General features: G+C 30.7%; 14 protein-coding genes. All 14 read left to right on the forward strand.

Features of this window, described 5'->3' with window-relative positions; all coding sequences use genetic code 11:
* The first annotated feature begins 2 nt into the window (after positions 1-2).
* Entirely contained in the window at positions 3-2,828 is a 2,826-nt protein-coding gene (uvrA, locus tag B2671_RS08335; RefSeq protein ID WP_346869995.1) for an excinuclease ABC subunit UvrA, read from the forward strand.
* A 70-nt stretch (positions 2,829-2,898) separates the two neighbouring features.
* The gene (locus B2671_RS08340; RefSeq protein WP_346869996.1) at positions 2,899-3,327 is read left to right on the forward strand and encodes an FHA domain-containing protein; all 429 of its coding nucleotides are present in this window, start codon (positions 2,899-2,901) and stop codon (positions 3,325-3,327) included.
* 16 nt (positions 3,328-3,343) lie between these two features.
* Positions 3,344-4,660, forward strand: a complete 1,317-nt coding sequence (locus tag B2671_RS08345; RefSeq protein ID WP_346869997.1) for an FtsW/RodA/SpoVE family cell cycle protein — start codon at positions 3,344-3,346, stop codon at positions 4,658-4,660.
* Positions 4,653-6,071: a peptidoglycan D,D-transpeptidase FtsI family protein gene (locus tag B2671_RS08350; RefSeq protein WP_346869998.1), complete on the forward strand. Its 1,419-nt coding sequence runs from the start codon at positions 4,653-4,655 to the stop codon at positions 6,069-6,071. Before B2671_RS08345 ends, B2671_RS08350 begins: the two co-directional genes overlap by 8 nt.
* A 127-nt stretch (positions 6,072-6,198) precedes the next feature.
* A complete protein-coding gene (uvrC, locus tag B2671_RS08355) occupies positions 6,199-8,061 on the forward strand; it encodes an excinuclease ABC subunit UvrC (RefSeq protein WP_346869999.1) in 1,863 nt (620 codons plus the stop codon).
* A 152-nt stretch (positions 8,062-8,213) separates the two neighbouring features.
* Positions 8,214-9,137 (forward strand): UDP-N-acetylmuramate dehydrogenase, encoded by a 924-nt coding sequence (gene murB, locus B2671_RS08360; protein WP_346870000.1) that lies wholly within the window; start codon positions 8,214-8,216, stop codon positions 9,135-9,137.
* A 24-nt stretch (positions 9,138-9,161) separates the two neighbouring features.
* The gene (locus tag B2671_RS08365) at positions 9,162-10,346 is read left to right on the forward strand and encodes a pyridoxal phosphate-dependent aminotransferase (protein ID WP_346870001.1); all 1,185 of its coding nucleotides are present in this window, start codon (positions 9,162-9,164) and stop codon (positions 10,344-10,346) included.
* Positions 10,347-10,596: 250 nt separating this feature from the next.
* A complete protein-coding gene (gene rapZ / locus B2671_RS08370; RefSeq protein ID WP_346847672.1) occupies positions 10,597-11,481 on the forward strand; it encodes an RNase adapter RapZ in 885 nt (294 codons plus the stop codon).
* Positions 11,478-12,821: a gluconeogenesis factor YvcK family protein gene (locus B2671_RS08375; protein WP_346870002.1), complete on the forward strand. Its 1,344-nt coding sequence runs from the start codon at positions 11,478-11,480 to the stop codon at positions 12,819-12,821. The genes rapZ and B2671_RS08375 overlap by 4 nt, the downstream gene beginning before the upstream one ends.
* A 4-nt stretch (positions 12,822-12,825) precedes the next feature.
* A complete protein-coding gene (whiA, locus tag B2671_RS08380; RefSeq protein ID WP_346870003.1) occupies positions 12,826-13,776 on the forward strand; it encodes a DNA-binding protein WhiA in 951 nt (316 codons plus the stop codon).
* Positions 13,777-13,778: 2 nt separating this feature from the next.
* Positions 13,779-15,083 (forward strand): DRTGG domain-containing protein, encoded by a 1,305-nt coding sequence (locus tag B2671_RS08385; RefSeq protein WP_346870004.1) that lies wholly within the window; start codon positions 13,779-13,781, stop codon positions 15,081-15,083.
* A gap of 32 nt (positions 15,084-15,115) precedes the next feature.
* Positions 15,116-15,406, forward strand: a complete 291-nt coding sequence (locus tag B2671_RS08390) for a Dabb family protein (RefSeq protein ID WP_346870005.1) — start codon at positions 15,116-15,118, stop codon at positions 15,404-15,406.
* A 197-nt stretch (positions 15,407-15,603) separates the two neighbouring features.
* Positions 15,604-16,194, forward strand: a complete 591-nt coding sequence (locus B2671_RS08395; protein ID WP_346870006.1) for a class D sortase — start codon at positions 15,604-15,606, stop codon at positions 16,192-16,194.
* Positions 16,195-16,255: 61 nt separating this feature from the next.
* Positions 16,256-17,813 (forward strand): DNA polymerase III subunit alpha (gene dnaE, locus B2671_RS08400; protein WP_346870007.1); only part of this gene is annotated, 1,558 nt, incomplete at its 3' end.

The raw sequence follows: 17,813 nt of genomic DNA on the forward strand, positions 1-17,813 counted from the left end.
TTATGAGAAATAGTATTTATATAAAAGGTGCAAAAGTACATAACCTTAAAAATGTAGACCTAGAAATACCAAGAGATAAATTTGTTGTTTTTACTGGACTTTCAGGTTCAGGAAAATCTTCTTTAGCTTTTGATACTCTTTATGCAGAAGGACAAAGAAGATATGTAGAGTCTCTTTCAGCTTATGCGAGACAGTTTTTAGGCCAAATGAATAAACCGGATGTAGAGTATATCGAAGGATTATCACCAGCTATATCTATTGACCAAAAAACTACAAGTAAAAATCCAAGATCTACAGTAGGAACAGTAACTGAAATTTATGATTATTTAAGACTTCTTTATGCAAAGATAGGTGTACCCCATTGTCCGAAATGTGGCAAGGAGATTACCCAGCAGACTGTAGATCAAATGGTAGATCAGGCAATGGCTCTGCCAGCTAGAACTAAGGTCCAAATCTTAGCACCTGTAGTTACAGGAAAAAAAGGAGAACATGTAAAGATCCTTGAGAACATTAAAAAAAATGGATATGTTAGAGCTAGAATTGATGGTGTCCTGATAGATTTAGAAGATGAAGATATCAAACTAGAGAAGAATAAAAAGCATACCATTGAAATAGTAATAGATAGAGTAGTTATTAAAGATGGAATTGAATCAAGAATTACAGACTCTTTAGAGTCAGCATTAAAAATAGGTGAAGGTATAGCTATTTTAAATGTTATTCATGGAGAAGATATACTTTTAAGTGAAAAATTTTCATGTATAAGTTGTGGAATAAGTATTGGTGAAATTGAGCCTAGAATGTTTTCCTTCAATTCTCCCTTTGGAAAGTGTGATGAGTGTGATGGACTAGGGACTTTAATGGAGATAGATGAGGATTTGGTAATTCCTGATAAAAGCAAATCCATATTAGGTGGAGGAATTTTAACTTTAGGTGAAGGGAGTCTAAAGGAAGATTCATGGACTCGTGCCATATTAGAATCTCTCGCTAAAAAAAGAGGTTTTACTTTAGATACTCCTATAGAAGAACTATCAGAAGAGAATTTAAATTCTGTTTTATATGGAACGAATGGAGAAAAATTACGAATAGAGTATACTAAGGAATTTAAAACTGGTATATATAATTATGCTTATGAAGGTATAATAAATAATTTAAAAAGAAGATATATGGAAACTAACTCAGATTACATAAAGAGGGAAGTAGAAGAGTATATGAGTGATAATCCTTGTCCTAAGTGTAAGGGAAGAAGATTATCTAAAGAAGCTTTATCTGTTACTGTAGGTGGTAAAAATATAAGTGAATTTTGTACTATGTCTATTATAGAAGAACTTGATTTTGTAGACACATTAAAATTATCTAAAAAGGATGAAATTGTAGCAGAACAAGTATTAAAGGAAGTTAAGAGTAGACTTAGCTTTTTAAAGGATGTAGGACTTAGTTATCTTAATTTAAGTAGAGCATCAGGTACTTTATCAGGAGGAGAAGCGCAAAGAATTAGATTGGCAACTCAAATTGGTTCTAGTTTGATGGGAGTTTTATATATTTTAGATGAGCCAAGTATTGGATTGCATCAAAGAGATAATGATAAATTAATAAAGACTTTAAAGCATCTTAGAGACATAGGAAATACTTTAATTGTAGTTGAGCATGACGAAGATACTATGCGAGAAGCAGATTACTTAGTAGATATAGGTCCAGGAGCAGGAGAGCATGGAGGAAAAATAGTAGCTGCAGGTACAGTAAAACATGTAATGAAGTGTAAAGAGTCCATTACAGGGGAATATTTAAGTGGGCATAGAACTATAGATGTGCCGAAAAAATATAGAATTATGGATAAAAATAGAGTTATAAAAGTTAAAGGTGCAAAGGAAAACAATCTAAAAAATGTAAGTGTTGAATTTCCATTAGGATTATTTACATCTGTAACAGGAGTTTCAGGGTCAGGGAAAAGTACTTTAGTTAATCAGGTTTTATATAAGGGGTTAAATAGAAAATTAAATGGTTCTAAGAAACTACCAGGAAAACATGAGGAAATTATAGGTGCTGACCAGATTGATAAGATTATAAATATAGATCAAAGTCCAATAGGAAGAACACCGAGAAGTAACCCTGCTACATATACAGGAGTGTTTGATTTAATAAGAGAACTTTTTACTATGGTTCCAGAGGCTAAAAGTAGAGGATATAAACAAGGTAGATTCAGTTTTAATGTTAAAGGTGGAAGATGCGAAGCTTGCAAAGGTGATGGAATTATAAAGATAGAAATGCAATTTTTATCTGATGTCTATGTTGAATGTGAAGTGTGTAAAGGAAAGAGATACAATAGGGAAACATTAGAGGTAAAATACAAAGGAAAAACCATTGCAGATGTTTTAAATATGACTGTAGAAGAAGGGTTAGCTTTCTTTGAAAATATACCTCGTATAAGTAGTAAACTTAAAACTCTTATGGATGTTGGATTATCTTATATAAGATTAGGTCAACCATCAACCACATTATCAGGCGGAGAGGCACAGAGAATAAAGCTTGCCTATGAATTATCTAAAAGAAGTACAGGCAAGACTTTATATATCTTAGATGAACCCACTACTGGATTACACATTGATGATGTTAGTAAACTTATAAAAATTCTCCAAAGACTTGTAGAAGGAGGGAATACAGTAATAGTGATTGAACATAATTTAGATGTAATAAAATGTTCAGATTATATTATAGATTTAGGACCAGAAGGTGGAGATCAGGGAGGAACTATTATAGTTAAAGGAAATCCTAAGGATGTAATTAAATGTTCTAAATCATATACAGGACAGTACCTAAAAAAGATGATATAATTACTTATAACTAGCATCATAATTTATAATGATGCTAGTTATGTTATATATATATAAAGGAGTTTTGCTTATGAATATTTTAAAATTTGCATTAAATTTAGGAATAATAGCTATAGTTTATTTTATTATAATCTACGCTTTAAAAATAATGTATACAGATACTAAATCAGTGGGTAAAAGAAGGAATAGAACTAGAAAGGCTACTTCTGGGCTAGAAATAATGGTAGCTGGAGAAAATACAAATCTAAAAAATGGAGGAATACTACCAATAGTAGATAACTTAACTATGGGAAGAAAAAGTGATAATACAGTAATCTTAGATGATAAATATGTTTCTTCTCATCATGTTAAAATTTTCAGAAGAAATAATGAGTATGTGTTGGAAGATTTGGAGAGTACTAACGGAACTAAGGTTAATGATATTAGAATAAAGAATTCCCTTATATTAAAGTCAGGGGATATAATAAAGGTGGGAACTGCTACCTTTAAATTTATGTAGTTATTAGGAGGCAAGTATGAAGGGTATAAAACAAGAAAAAAGAGTGCTTAGATTTACTTATTTGCTTGTAATGGCACTGTTTTTTAATGTAGCAATTCTAACTCCAACTATTGATAAGGGTGCAATATTTATAGGAGCAATAATATGTGGTTTATTATGTTATTCCCACTTTGTAATAAGAAGATTTTATCCAGATGGGGATAAATTTATATTGTTATTTTCAAATATTCTTGCTGTTATAGGGATTGCTATGATATATAGGTTGGATTTACCCATATCAGGAGGTAGTTATATAGCGGAAGGTACTAGAAGTTTTTTAACAGCTAAGCAAATTATATTTTTTGCTTTAGGTATGACTATGTTTATATTAGTAGTTGTAATACTTCCAGATTTAAAAAGATTTAGTAAGTACAAATATTTATATCTAATAGTAACATTATTATTTATGTCCATGGGTACCTTTTTTGGAAAGGAACAGTTTGGAGCTAAAAACTGGGTAAATTTATTTGGGTTTGGTTTTCAACCTTCTGAGTTTGGGAAAATTGCCTTAGTAGCTTACCTTGCTTCAGCATTAAAGGACTATGAAAAGCCTTCGAAGTTTTGGATTAAGATAGGAAGGGCAATTGGATTTAGGAAAGAAAGATCATATAAATATATAAGTTTAATGGAGCCTGCTATAGTAATGATGATATCATTACTATTTATGTTAGCTCAAACAGACTTGGGTTCAGCGCTAATTTTCTTTGCCATAGCACTTACTATGCTTTATATTGCTACATCAAATAAAAAGTATGTAATAATAGCATTACTGTTATTTGTAGTTGGTGGTGTCATAGGATATTACTTATTTTATCATGTTCAAATAAGGGTTATGATATGGCGAGACCCATGGAAATATGGATATAATGAAGGACATCAGCTTGTTCAATCCCTTATAGCTATAGCAAATGGAGGATTCTTTGGGGTAGGACTTGGAAATGGGTATCCAGGATATATTCCAGTAGTGGAATCTGACTTTATATTTGCAGCTATTTGTGAAGAGCTAGGGTTACTTATTGGGTTTGCAGTTATAATTTTAAACTTTCTACTATTCTATAGATGTATAAGGGCTGCACTTTACATAAAGGATAGATTCTCAAGGCTATTAGCCGTTGGATATAGTACTATGATGGTATCCCAAACTCTAGTAATTATTGGTGGTGTAACTGGGGCTATTCCTCTTACAGGAATAACTTTACCTTTTGTTAGTTATGGAGGAAGTTCTATGCTGATAAGTTATCTTTCATTAGGTATAATACAAAAAATATCAGAGGAGAGTAGTAATTATGAATAATCTACAAAAGAACATAAAAAATGTAATGATTGTATTTCTGTTATTATTTATTGCTCTAATCTCTTATATAAGTTATAGTACATTATTTAAAAATCAAATAGCTTTGGATAGTGTTTATAATAAAAGAAATCAGGCGGAGAAAAATAGAGTTCTTAGAGGAACTATTTATGACAGAGATATGAATCCTTTAACTACAGGTGAAAAAACAGGGGAGTTTTCTCAAACAAGAAAGTATGTTGGAGGAGTAGCTTTTTCTCATGTGGTTGGTTATAATGATGCTAAGTATGGGGCTAGTGGAATTGAAAAGAAGTTTGATAAAGAACTTTCAGGACAATCAGTGAATTCCATAAAGGATATATTTTCCAATAAAAAGGATGAGAATAAAATTGGAAATCATGTAGTGACTACCTTAAATTCTAAGTTACAACAAAGAGCCTTTGAGATTTTAGGCAATAGAAAGGGATCAATAGTAGCATTAAATCCTAAGACGGGAGAGGTTCTTGCTATGGTGTCAAAACCAGGTTTTGATGCAAATACAATACAAGAAAACTTTGAAAAACTGTCACAACAAGAGGATACACCTTTCTTGAACAGAGCTGTTTCAGGTCTTTACCCACCAGGCTCAACCTTTAAAGTTATTACAGCCATAAGTGCTTTGGATAATATGTCAGATATAACCAATAGAATCTTTAATGATGAGGGGAAAATTAGTTTTAATGAAAGTGAATACCTAGAAAACTACAAAGGGTATGCTTATGGAAGCATTGGACTTAGAACAGCTTTTTTAAAGTCTAGTAATGTGGTATTTGGTACCTTAGCTATGGAACTTGGAAATGATAATTTAAAGGCAACATCAGAAAAGTTCTTATTTAATAAAGATATTCCATCAGAAACTCTTACCATTGATAATAGTATTTTCCCCAAATATAAAAGTGATGAGGTTGGTAATATAGCTCAAAGTGGTATAGGACAAAGTGGAGTACTAGCAAGTCCAATAGAAATGGCACTAGTAGCTAGTACTATAGCTAATAATGGTGTAATGATGGAACCTAATGTAGTAAAGGAAATCATAAGTCCGGAAGGGAAAGTAGTTAAAAGCTATGAACAAAAGGAAGCAGCTACAGTTACAACTCCTGAAAATGCAGCATTGCTAAAGGAATATATGAAAGCTGTAGTCAATGAGGGAACTGGTCAGGCAGCAAAGTTATGGAACATTGAAGTATCAGGAAAGACTGGAACTGCAGACCATGACTCTGGAGATAAGGAGCCACACACTTGGTTTATAGGTTTTGCAGGTTATGATGACCCAGAAATAGCCTTTGCTATAATTGCAGAAGAAGGTGGAAATGATAGCTTTAATGCCAGCGCTATGGCAAAGGAGCTTATGAAATCTTATTTTAATACAAATTAATATTAGAACTTTTGAAATATAATTATATAATATACTTTATGAGTATTTATCATTGCATTAAAAGTGAAGCTCAATAAGTATTATACTAAAGATGAAACAACTTTTGGATGAGAAGTGAGGTGATTTAATGTTTGATTTTGAGTATCATCTAAAAAATCTTCCAGACAATCCTGGAGTTTATTTAATGAGAAATTCTTTGAGAGAAGTAATATATGTAGGAAAAGCAAAAAATCTTAAAAATAGAGTAAGACAATACTTTCAGAATTCTAAAAATCATAGTGAAAAAGTTAGAGCTATGGTTAAGAATATAAGTGAATTTGAGTATATAGTTACAGATTCTGAAGTAGAAGCTTTAATACTAGAATGTAATTTAATAAAAAAGTATAGTCCTAAATATAATATTTTGCTAAAAGATGATAAGTATTTTCCTTTTATTAAAATTACTAATGAAGAATTTCCAAGGGTATTAGTTACAAGAAATTATGGAAATGATTCATCTAAATATTTTGGACCATATACGGATGGAAGTGCAGTATATACTATAAATGAACTTATAAAGAAGGTATTTCATCTTAGAACATGTAGAAGAGTTATAAAGGAAAATGGTCCTAAAACAAGGGTTTGTCTTAACTATCATATAAAATTATGTAGTGGGCCATGTGAAGGATTAATTTCTAAAGAGGAATATAAAAAGATTATCAATGATGTGGTGGATTTACTTACAGGTAAGGATACAAAAATTACCAGTAATATTAAGACTGAAATGGAAGAAGCAGCAGAAAATTTAGATTTTGAAAGAGCAGCTTCTTTAAGAGATAAGTTGATAGCTATAGATAAAATAAATGAAAAGCAAAAGATTATTAGTAATAATTTTGAAAATGAAGATTTTATAGGTATTTCTCAAGATGAAAAAGATAGTTGTATTCAGATATTCTTTTTAAGAGATGGCAAAATCGTTGGAAGAGAAGATTTTATTTTAGACAATACAGGAGGAGAAGAGCCTGCCTATGTCATAGAGGAATTTATTAAAAACTTTTATGGTGGAACCGCTTTTATACCTAAGACTGTATATGTAAGTCATTGTGATGAAATTGATATCTTAGAGCAATGGTTATCTATAAAGAAGGAATATAGAGTCACTATAAAGGTTCCACATAAAGGAGAAAAGAGAAAGACACTTGATATGGTAGAAAAAAACGCTAGCCATGCTCTCGAAATGTTTAAGATTAAACATAAAGTAGACAAGGAACTTAATAATGTGGCACTTTCTGAAATTCAAGAGGCTCTTGGGATTGAAGATATGCCTAGTAGAATTGAAGCCTATGATATATCTAATATCATGGGAATGGATTCTGTAGGAACCATGGTAGTATTTCAAGATGGAGTAGCTAAAAATAGTGATTATAGAAGATTTAAAATTAAAACTGTAGAAGGTGCAGACGATTATGGCTCTATGCGAGAGATATTAACAAGGAGATTTACCCATGGATTAGAAGAAGTAAGGAAGATAAATAATAATGGTATGGACTTTAAGTCGGGTAAGTTTTCTATTTTTCCTGACTTGATTATGATGGATGGTGGAAAAGGACAAATTAATATAGCACTTCAAGTATTGGAGGAATTAAATATTACTATACCTGTATGTGGTATGGTAAAGGACGATAAGCATAGAACAAGAGGACTTATTTATAAAAATAAAGAAATTCTATTAAAGCCCTCTTCCAAGGCTATGCTTTTAATAACTAGAATTCAGGATGAAGTTCATAGATTTGCTATTACATATCATAGAACTTTAAGAGATAAACGTACTTTATATTCTATATTAGATGAAATACCTAAAATAGGAGAAAAAAGAAGGCGTGAACTTCTAAAGAAATTTGGTAGTATTGAAAATATAAAAAAGGCTACCTATGAAGAGTTAATTGCTACACCTTCTATGGATGGGAAAGCTACTGAAAGTATAATTAATTATTTTAAGAAAAATAGTTAATAACCATATGTCAGCATAAAAATATTGAATTAGAGTGTGTATACTATTAATAGAATAGTATACTTAAAATGAAAGAAATATGTAATAACTGTTGATATATATAACGTAAGTATTTTATACTTAATATATAATAATATAGTAAGAGGTATACAATGAAATTAAAGGATAGTTTTATAAGAAGTGTTTTAGATGTAGCAGGGAATGAAAATGTAAAAATAGATGAACTAATGAAGAATCATACTTCTTTTAAGGTAGGTGGACCCGCTGACCTATTAGTTTATCCTTCTAATTATGAAATGGTTAAAGACTTAATTAACATATGCAAGGAAAATAAGGTGGATTATTTCATATTAGGAAATGGATCTAATCTCATAATAAGAGATGGAGGAATAAGAGGAGTAGTTATAAAACTAGGACACATAAATAAAATAGTAGTAGATGAAAATTTAATATCTGCACAATGTGGAGCTAAGTTATATTCAGTTGCAGATCAGGCTTTAAAGAATAGTTTATCAGGGTTAGAATTTGCGTCTGGTATACCAGGATCTATTGGAGGTGCTACTGCAATGAATGCAGGTGCCTATGACGGAGAAATGGCAAAAGTAATTGAAAGTTCGTTAGTAATTGACAATGAGGGTAACATTAGAGAATTGAGTAAAGAGGAACTAGAATTTGGATATAGAAATAGTGTAATTTTAAAGTATGGCTATATAGTTCTGGAAACAAGAATGAGATTGTCTCATGGAGATAAAGCTTTGATCAAGGAAAGAATGGGTGATCTAGCAGAAAGAAGAAAAAGTAAGCAACCCTTAGAATATGCATCAGCAGGAAGTACATTTAAAAGACCCGAGGGATATTTTGCAGGTAAGCTTATTCAAGATTCAGGATTAAAGGGTACTAGCGTTGGGGACGCACAGGTATCTGAAAAACATTCAGGATTTATCATAAATAGAGGCAATGCAACGTCAAAGGATATTTTAGATCTTATTGAAGTTGTAAAAGCTAAAGTTTATGAAAAATTTAAGGTTGAATTACACACTGAAGTTAGAATTATAGGTGAAGATAGTTTAACCTAATATAAAAAATAGGGAGATGGGGATATGATTTCAAAAAAAATGGTCGATTATGTTAAAGGTAGTTCATTAATCAGAGCTATGTTTGAAGAAGGTAAAAGACTCGCATCAATTTATGGTGCAGAAAATGTTTATGATTTCAGTTTAGGAAATCCAAATCTTGAACCGCCAAGCACTGTAAAGGAGGCAATTGTAGATATTTTAAATAATGAACCTAATACTATGGTTCATGGTTACATGAGCAACTCAGGTTATGAGGATGTTAGAGAAACTATTGCCAACTCAATTAACAAGAAATTTAATACAAGTTTTACAGAAAAGAATATAGTTATGACTGTAGGTGCAGCAGGTGGTTTAAACGTGATTTTTAAAACTCTTTTAAATCCAGAAGATGAAGTAGTAGTATTTGCACCATATTTTGGTGAATATAGAAGTTATGCAGCTAACTATGATGGAAGGCTTGTAGTAGTATCACCAAACACTATAGATTTTCAACCTAATTTAGATGAGTTTAAAAGTAAAATTACGGATAAGACTAAAGCTGTTATAATTAACTCTCCAAACAATCCTACAGGCGTTGTTTATTCAGAAGAGACTATTATAAAACTTACTAATATCTTAAAAGAAAAACAAAAGGAATTAGGAACTGACATATATTTAATATCAGATGAGCCTTATAGAGAACTTGTATACGATAACATTCAAGTGCCATATTTAACAAAGTATTATGATAATACAATTGTTGGATATTCCTATAGCAAATCTCTTTCATTACCAGGAGAAAGAATTGGATATTTAGTTATACCAAATGAAGTATCCGATTTTGAAAATGTTGTATCTGCTGCTAATGTAGCTACTCGTATTTTAGGATATGTAAATGCACCATCACTTTTCCAAAGAGTGATAGCTAGATGTTTAGATGATAAAGTAAATATTGATTTTTATAATAAAAATCGAGAACTACTTTATAGTGAACTTACTTCTTATGGATACAATTGTATAAAACCAGAAGGTGCTTTCTATTTATTTGTTAAATCACCTATAGAGAACGATATTGAATTCTGTAATATGGCAAAAAAATATAATATTTTAATAGTTCCTGGAACTTCTTTTGCTTGTCCAGGATATATTAGAATTGCTTATTGTGTAGCCTATAGTACTATAGAAAATGCCTTACCTGGATTTAAATCATTAATTGAGTCTATAAAATAAATATTTTAATTTAAAATAATATTATTAATTTTAAAATTTTATGTGAGAGATATAGGATAAATAAATATTTATCCTATATCTTTTTTAGTAATATAAATTACTATATGATATAATTAATGTGTATAATATATAGATATTAGTGTTAATTTTTATTAAAATTATTAATTTAAAAGATGTATAATTTTAAAATAAAATAAGATTAAATTTACAAGTTTTACTGGAATTAAATATGCAAAAGAGGTGTGATAGAATGAAATTTTTGATAGTTACAGGTATGTCAGGAGCAGGTAAGACACAAGCAATAAGATCTCTTGAGGATTTAGGGTTTTACTGTGTAGATAATTTACCACCAACCCTTATAATAAAGTTTGCTGAAGTGTGCTTCAAAACTGAAGGTAAAATAGATAAAATTGCCATAGTAGTAGATATTAGAGGAAGAACATTTTTTGATGACTTATTAGGTAGTTTGTCAACTCTTGATAAGGAAGGTTACCTATATGAAGTATTATACCTTGAAGCTACAGATGAAACCTTAGTTAAAAGATATAAAGAATCAAGAAGAAAACATCCTCTTGCACCGGATGGAAGGATTATTAATGGTATAAGTATAGAAAAGAAAAAACTAAAAGGAATAAGGGAAAGGGCTAGTAAAATAATAAACACATCAAAACTAACTAATAAAGAGCTTAATGAAGAAATAACTATGGCCTATGGAGATGAAGGTCAAATTGAAAGTCCTTTACTCATTAATGTAATATCCTTTGGATTTAAATATGGAATACCTTTAGATGCGGATTTAGTTATGGATGTAAGATTTATTCCTAATCCATATTATATTGCTGATCTAAAGCCTTTTAGCGGACTAGATAAGCCGGTAAAAGATTATGTATTATCTAAAGTTGAAACACAGCAATTTGTAGAAAAATTTATAGATATGCTTAAATTTTTAATTCCTAATTATAAAATAGAAGGAAAAAGACAGTTGATTGTTGCTATTGGTTGTACAGGAGGTAGACATCGTTCTGTAGCTATTGCAAATAAAGTATATGAGACTTTAAATCATAATGGTAATAGTGTAACTATAGATCATAGAGATATAAATGAGGATGTAAGTAGAGGAGCTGGAAAGCGATGAAGCTTAAGGACGGGTTAATGCCTGGTGTGGGAATTAAGAGGTGGATATGTCAAATTATTTTAGGTGTATTTTTAATTTCCTACTCTATAATTGAGCTTATAAGAAGATGGGGTGAAGGTATTTCTATTAAAATATTTTTAGTAGCAATACTAGTTTTAGGGTGTGTATTGACCTATATAAGTTTAGAGAAGTATACTAAAAAAGTAATAGATATAATAAAGTTTGAAGCGTTGAATTTTTCTATGGGAAAGAAAAATTTTGACGATGATTTTTTTAAAAATAGTATATTAGTAAAGGGTCCTAAGGTGGTAGTTATTGGAGGTGGAACAGGGCTATCCAATATGCTTAGCGGACTAAAAAGATATACTACTAATATAACTGCAGTAGTTACAGTGGCTGATGATGGAGGTGGTTCTGGGGTACTGAGGCAAGATTTAGGAATGTTACCACCAGGAGATATTCGTAACTGCATAATAGCTTTAGCAGATACTGAACCTTTGATGGAACAGCTCTTTAGGTATAGATTTAAGGATGGTTCTTTAGAGAATCAAAGTTTTGGTAATTTATTTTTAGCAGCTATGAATGGGATTTCCGATAATTTTTTAGAGGCTATTAAAAAAACCAGTGAGGTTTTAGCAGTAACTGGAAAAGTACTGCCTGTTACTCTAGAAAATGTGCAATTATATGCAAAACTAAAAAATGGAGACATAATAAAAGGGGAATCCTCAATACCTACTGAGAGTTTAAATAGAAAATCACCTATAGATAGAGTATTTATAGAGCCTAAAGATGCTAATGGAGTTCAAGAGGCCGTTGATGCTATAAGAGATGCTGATGCAGTTATATTAGGTCCAGGAAGTGTATATACTAGTATAATCCCTAATCTAATGGTAGGTGATATAAGAGAGGCTGTAAAGGCCACTAAAGCATTAAAGATTTATGTATCAAATATAATGACTCAACCAGGTGAGAGTGATAACTTTAGTGTTCAAGATCATATAAGAGCTATAATGAAACACTGCCAAGGTATGCCTATTGATTATGCTATTGTAAATAAAGGGCTCTCAAAGGAAGAAGAAAATATAAAAGAAAGATACTTACAAAAAGGCTCAACCTTTGTTCAACTTGACCATGGTGACAAAGATAAGCTAAATGTAAAGTATATAGAGTTTGATATGATAAAGATTAAAAAAGAACTCATAAGACATGATGAGGATAAACTTGCTAAAATACTTATAGAAACTATATTAAAGAAAAAAATGATTAATGATGAGAAAAGAATTTTTGAATATATATATTTATCACAGAGATTAAGAAGAGAAAAAAAGGATAGGGAGTAGAGAAATGTCATTTTCACTAAAGGTAAAAAATGAAGTATGTAGAAATTGTGAATTATCTAAAGATGAAATAGCTGCCCAATTATCAGCTATAATGAAGTCAAGTGGAACCTTGGGTTTTGGATTTAACAGATCTATTACCTTTAAGATAGTAACTGAAAATCCAGCTATAGCAAGATGGATTTTTAAAAATTTAAAAGATTTCTATGATATTCACACTAAATTATTGGTAAAGAAAAGCAATTCGTTAAAGAAAAATAATATATATATGGTTTTAATACCAGAAGAAGTAGATGTAAAGGGACTCCTTCAAGAATTGGGAATAATAGAAAAGGATGGTTTATTTAATATACACTACGGAGTACCTGTTGAAGTTATAAAAAATGAAAATTGTAAAAGAGCATATATAAAGGGAGCTTTTTTAGGGGGAGGAAGTATTAGCAACCCAGAGAAAACTTACCATTTGGAATTTGTAACTCATGATCAAGATTATGCCAATGAACTTAGTGATCTTATTAACAGTTATAAGCTTAATTCTAAAGTAATACAAAGGAAAAATAGTTTTGTAATATATTTAAAAGAGGGAGAGCAAATAGTAGATCTTTTGAATATAATAGGTGCACATAATGCATTACTAGAGCTTGAAAATATAAGAATCATGAAGGAAATGAGAAACAATGTAAATAGAATTGTTAACTGTGAAACTGCAAATCTTAGTAAAACTGTTAATGCAGCTGTAAGACAGGTGGAAAGTATAAAGCTTATTGAAAGTGAAATTGGACTTGATAGATTACCTAAAAATTTAAAGGAAGTAGCTAAATTGAGGCTTGCATTCCCAGATGAATCCTTAAAGGAGTTAGGAGCTATGTTAAATCCACCTGTAGGAAAATCAGGAGTAAATCATCGTCTTAGACGAATTGAAAAAATAGCTGATGAGCTTAGAAAAGAGGGTAGATAGGCATGTCAAAACATGAGGAAATAATTAAATATATTCTATCCTTAGATATAAATACTAAGATATCTGTTAGAGGAATTAGTAGTAAATTAGGTGTCAGTGAAGGAACGGCATATAGAGCAATAAAGGAGTGTGAATCTATAGGAATTGTCAATACAATTCCTAGGGTTGGCACAGTAAGAGTAGAAAAGTTAGAAAAAAAGAATATTGACAAGATATCCTTTAAGGAAATTGTAAACATGGTAGATGGAACCTTAATTGGTGGCAAGGGCGGAGAGAATAATTTTCTTGAAAGATTTATAATAGGAGCCATGGAAGTTGAAACCATTAAGAGATACATAAGCCCAGGTTCATTACTTATAGTAGGAAATAGAGAAAAAGCTCAAAGACTAGCACTTGAAAACCAATGTGCTGTGCTTATCACTGGGGGCTTTCAATGTAGTGATGAAATAAAGACTTTAGCAGATAAAACAAATTTGCCTGTAATATCCTGTAGCTATGATACCTTTACTGTTGCAAGCATGATAAATAAGGCTATATATGAAAATAATGTTAAAAAAGAAATTGTATTAGTAGAAGATGTTATGGATAAAAATCCAGAATACTTAAATGTATGGGACAAGATTAAAAGATTAAGAGAATTATCAGAGAAAACCAGGCATGAAAGATTTCCAGTTTTAGATGAGGAATCTAGAGTTATAGGTCTTGTAAGTATAACTCAAATAAACAATCATGATGACAATGAGATCATAAATAGCATTATGACAAAGAATCCTATTGTATTAAACCCTACAAGCACAGTTGCCTATGCAGCACATATCATGGCTTGGGATGGAATTCAAATATGCCCAGTGGTATATAAAAAGAAATTAATAGGTATAATTTCCAGAGGAGATGTAATAAAGGCATTACAAATAGTTACAAGACAGCCTCATGTAGGTCATACTATGGATGATTTAATTTTAAAGAATTTTGAATTTGAGTCTAGTAAAAATAAGATGCATTTCTGGGGAGAAATTGTACCTGAAATGCTTGACTCTATAGGTACTGCATCATGGAATGCATTAAATATGCTTTTATCAACTATGGGAACTATGGTGTTAAGACAAAATGGTATTACAAATGTAGCTATAGATAGTTTCACATCTTATTTTACTAAGCCAGTTCAAATGGGTAGAATAATTGATGTATATTCTGAAGTAATAGATAGAGGAAGATATTATTCAAAGGTAGAAGTAACAATGTATAATCAAAATAAAGAGATTATGGCAAAGGCTATGCTATCAGCTAAGGTACTAAAAAATAATTAAATAAAATAGGTTAATGTATAGGGGGGAAAAAGTTGTTTACACATGTGGTTTTATTTAAGTTAAAAGAAAATACAAGGGAAAACGTAAAGTTTGTAGCAAATACTCTTAAAGCTAAGGAAGGAAAAATACCTGAGCTTAAGGAGATAGAAGTAGGAATAGATGAGCTTCATACGGATAGATCTTTTGATGTATGTCTTATAACTAGATTTGATTCTGTAGATGACATGAATGAATATCAGATACATCCATATCATGTTAATGAAGTTTTAGGTAAAATTAAGCCTTATATTGAGGTTTCTAAAGTGGCTGACTATATTAAATAAAGTGTTATTTTAAAGATAAAAAGAACTCTGTTTATCATGGAATGTCTCAAAATCATTAATTTTTAGATCAGTTTTATAGATAAATTACTGGGGCTAAAAAGATTAATTATATAAGACATTCCATTTTTGAGAATGTTGCAAAACATATGTGTGTATAATTACTTAATAGTTTATAATTTAAGTAAAGAGGTGTTTTAATGAAGGGGAAAATTAGAAACATTATAAGTATACTTTTAATTTTAGTGGGGGTTGGATTATTACTGTTTGCTTTTAGAGGAAAGTGGGAAACAAAAAAAGTTCAAGATCAGCTTTATGACAAATTTGTATCAGAAGAAAAGCAAGAAATTAATCATGAAAAAAATAAGAAAAGTAAGGAAGAAAAACTTCCTTATATAGATATGGTAAATCCAATTGCAGTTTTAGAAATACCAAAAATGAATTTGAAAGTAGTAGTAGCAGAAGGCGCTGAGGATGAAATTATAAAATATGCAGTAGGACATTTTAAGGATACTGCTATGCCGGGGGAAATGGGTAACTTTGCACTAGCAGGACATAGAAACTATGATACAGGAGAATTTTTTCTAAGACTAAACAAATTAGAAGTTAATGATGATATAATAGTATCTACTCATGATAAGACCTTTACTTATAAAGTTACAGAGAGCTTTACAGTTGCTCCAGAAGACACCTATGTTTTAGATAAAAGTGAGGATGCAACAATAACCCTTGTAACATGTACTTATGATGGTAAGGACAGATTAATAGTAAGAGGTAAGTTAGAAAGATAATATAAAAATAAGTATTTTAAAAGAAATTAGTTTTGTTACCAAGGATGCAGGGGGTGAAAATATGAAGGATTTTGTACATCTGCATGTGCATACAGAGTATAGTCTCTTAGATGGTTCAGGGAAAATATCTAAACTTATTAAAAGAACTAAGGAATTAGGTATGAAAGCTATTGCTATTACTGATCATGGAACTATGTACGGTGCAGTAGATTTTTATAAAGAAGCTATAGAAAATGGGATAAAACCCATAATTGGATGTGAAATATATGTGGCAGGAAAATCAATGTACATTAAAGAACCTCAAAAAGACAATGATACCTATCACTTAGTTTTGTTAGCTAAAAATCAGGTAGGTTATGAAAATCTAATGAAAATAGTATCTACTGCTTCTATAGAGGGGTTTTATTATAAACCAAGAGTAGACTATGAATTTTTAAAGGAAAATTGTGAAGGATTAATTGCTACTAGTGCTTGCTTAGGTGGTGAGGTTCAAAAAAATTTACTTAGAGATAATAAAGAAAAGGCCAAGGAAGTTGCTTTAAAATATAAGGAAATATTTAAAGATGATTTTTATTTAGAATTACAATACCATGGAATTTCACAGCAGTTACAAGTGAATGAAATGTTATTAGAGTTGTCTAAGGAATGTGATATACCATTAGTATGTACTAACGATACTCACTATATAAATGAAGAAGATAGTAAATCACACGATGTATTACTTTGTATTCAAACAGGTAAAACAGTAGAAGATAAAACTAGGATGAGATATCCTTCAAATCAGTTTTATCTTAAGTCACCTGAAGAAATGTATGAAACTTTTTCTTATATACCAGAAGCTATGGAAAACACGCTAAAGATAGCAGAAAAATGTAATTTCGATTATAAATTTCATGAATCTAAGTTACCTAAATTTCCTTTGCCTGAGGGAGTAAATCCCTTTGAATATCTTAGGGAAAATTGCTATAAGGGACTTATTGAAAGATATAAAGTATTCTCAGCTTTAAATGGAGTATTGGATGAAGAAAAAGTAAATGCAATAAGAGGAGAAAATGAAGAAGGAAAACTTCTGTGCGATAGATTAGATTATGAGTTAGGAATAATCAAGAAAATGGGATATGTTGATTATTTTCTAATTGTTTGGGATTTTATAAAATATGCCAATGAAAATGGAATTCCTACAGGACCGGGAAGAGGTTCAGCAGCAGGAGCTATAGTTGCTTATACTTTGGGAATAACCAAAATAGATCCAATAAAGTATGCTTTGCTTTTTGAGAGATTTCTTAATCCAGAAAGGGTAAGTATGCCTGATATTGACTCAGACTTTTGCTATGAAGGGCGTCAAAGGGTAATTGATTATGTTGTTGATAAGTATGGAGAAAATAATGTATCACAGATAATTACCTTTGGAACCATGGCACCAAGGGCATGTATCAGAGATGTAGGAAGAGCAATGAATTATTCCTATGCTGAGGTAGATAAAATTGCAAAGATGATCCCTTCAGTATTAAATATAACTATAGACAAATCACTGGAGATGAATAGTGAGCTACAAGAACTTTATGATGTAGATGAGAGAGTACGCGAACTTATAGATGTAGCTAGAGATTTAGAAGGGT

Origin of the sequence: Clostridium sp. UBA5119, assembly GCF_002414285.1 — a bacterium.
In the GTDB taxonomy this organism is placed as follows: Bacteria; Bacillota; Clostridia; order Clostridiales; family Clostridiaceae; genus Clostridium_J; species Clostridium_J sulfidigenes.

Coding starts and splice junctions, on each gene's coding strand:
- B2671_RS08365 (WP_346870001.1), top strand. CDS start 9,162: ATGATTTCAAAAAAAATGGTCGATTATGTTAAAGGTAGTTCATTAATC.
- murB (WP_346870000.1), top strand. CDS start 8,214: ATGAAATTAAAGGATAGTTTTATAAGAAGTGTTTTAGATGTAGCAGGG.
- uvrC (WP_346869999.1), top strand. CDS start 6,199: ATGTTTGATTTTGAGTATCATCTAAAAAATCTTCCAGACAATCCTGGA.
- B2671_RS08345 (WP_346869997.1), top strand. CDS start 3,344: ATGAAGGGTATAAAACAAGAAAAAAGAGTGCTTAGATTTACTTATTTG.
- B2671_RS08395 (WP_346870006.1), top strand. CDS start 15,604: ATGAAGGGGAAAATTAGAAACATTATAAGTATACTTTTAATTTTAGTG.
- rapZ (WP_346847672.1), top strand. CDS start 10,597: ATGAAATTTTTGATAGTTACAGGTATGTCAGGAGCAGGTAAGACACAA.
- uvrA (WP_346869995.1), top strand. CDS start 3: ATGAGAAATAGTATTTATATAAAAGGTGCAAAAGTACATAACCTTAAA.
- B2671_RS08340 (WP_346869996.1), top strand. CDS start 2,899: ATGAATATTTTAAAATTTGCATTAAATTTAGGAATAATAGCTATAGTT.
- B2671_RS08350 (WP_346869998.1), top strand. CDS start 4,653: ATGAATAATCTACAAAAGAACATAAAAAATGTAATGATTGTATTTCTG.
- whiA (WP_346870003.1), top strand. CDS start 12,826: ATGTCATTTTCACTAAAGGTAAAAAATGAAGTATGTAGAAATTGTGAA.
- B2671_RS08385 (WP_346870004.1), top strand. CDS start 13,779: ATGTCAAAACATGAGGAAATAATTAAATATATTCTATCCTTAGATATA.
- B2671_RS08375 (WP_346870002.1), top strand. CDS start 11,478: ATGAAGCTTAAGGACGGGTTAATGCCTGGTGTGGGAATTAAGAGGTGG.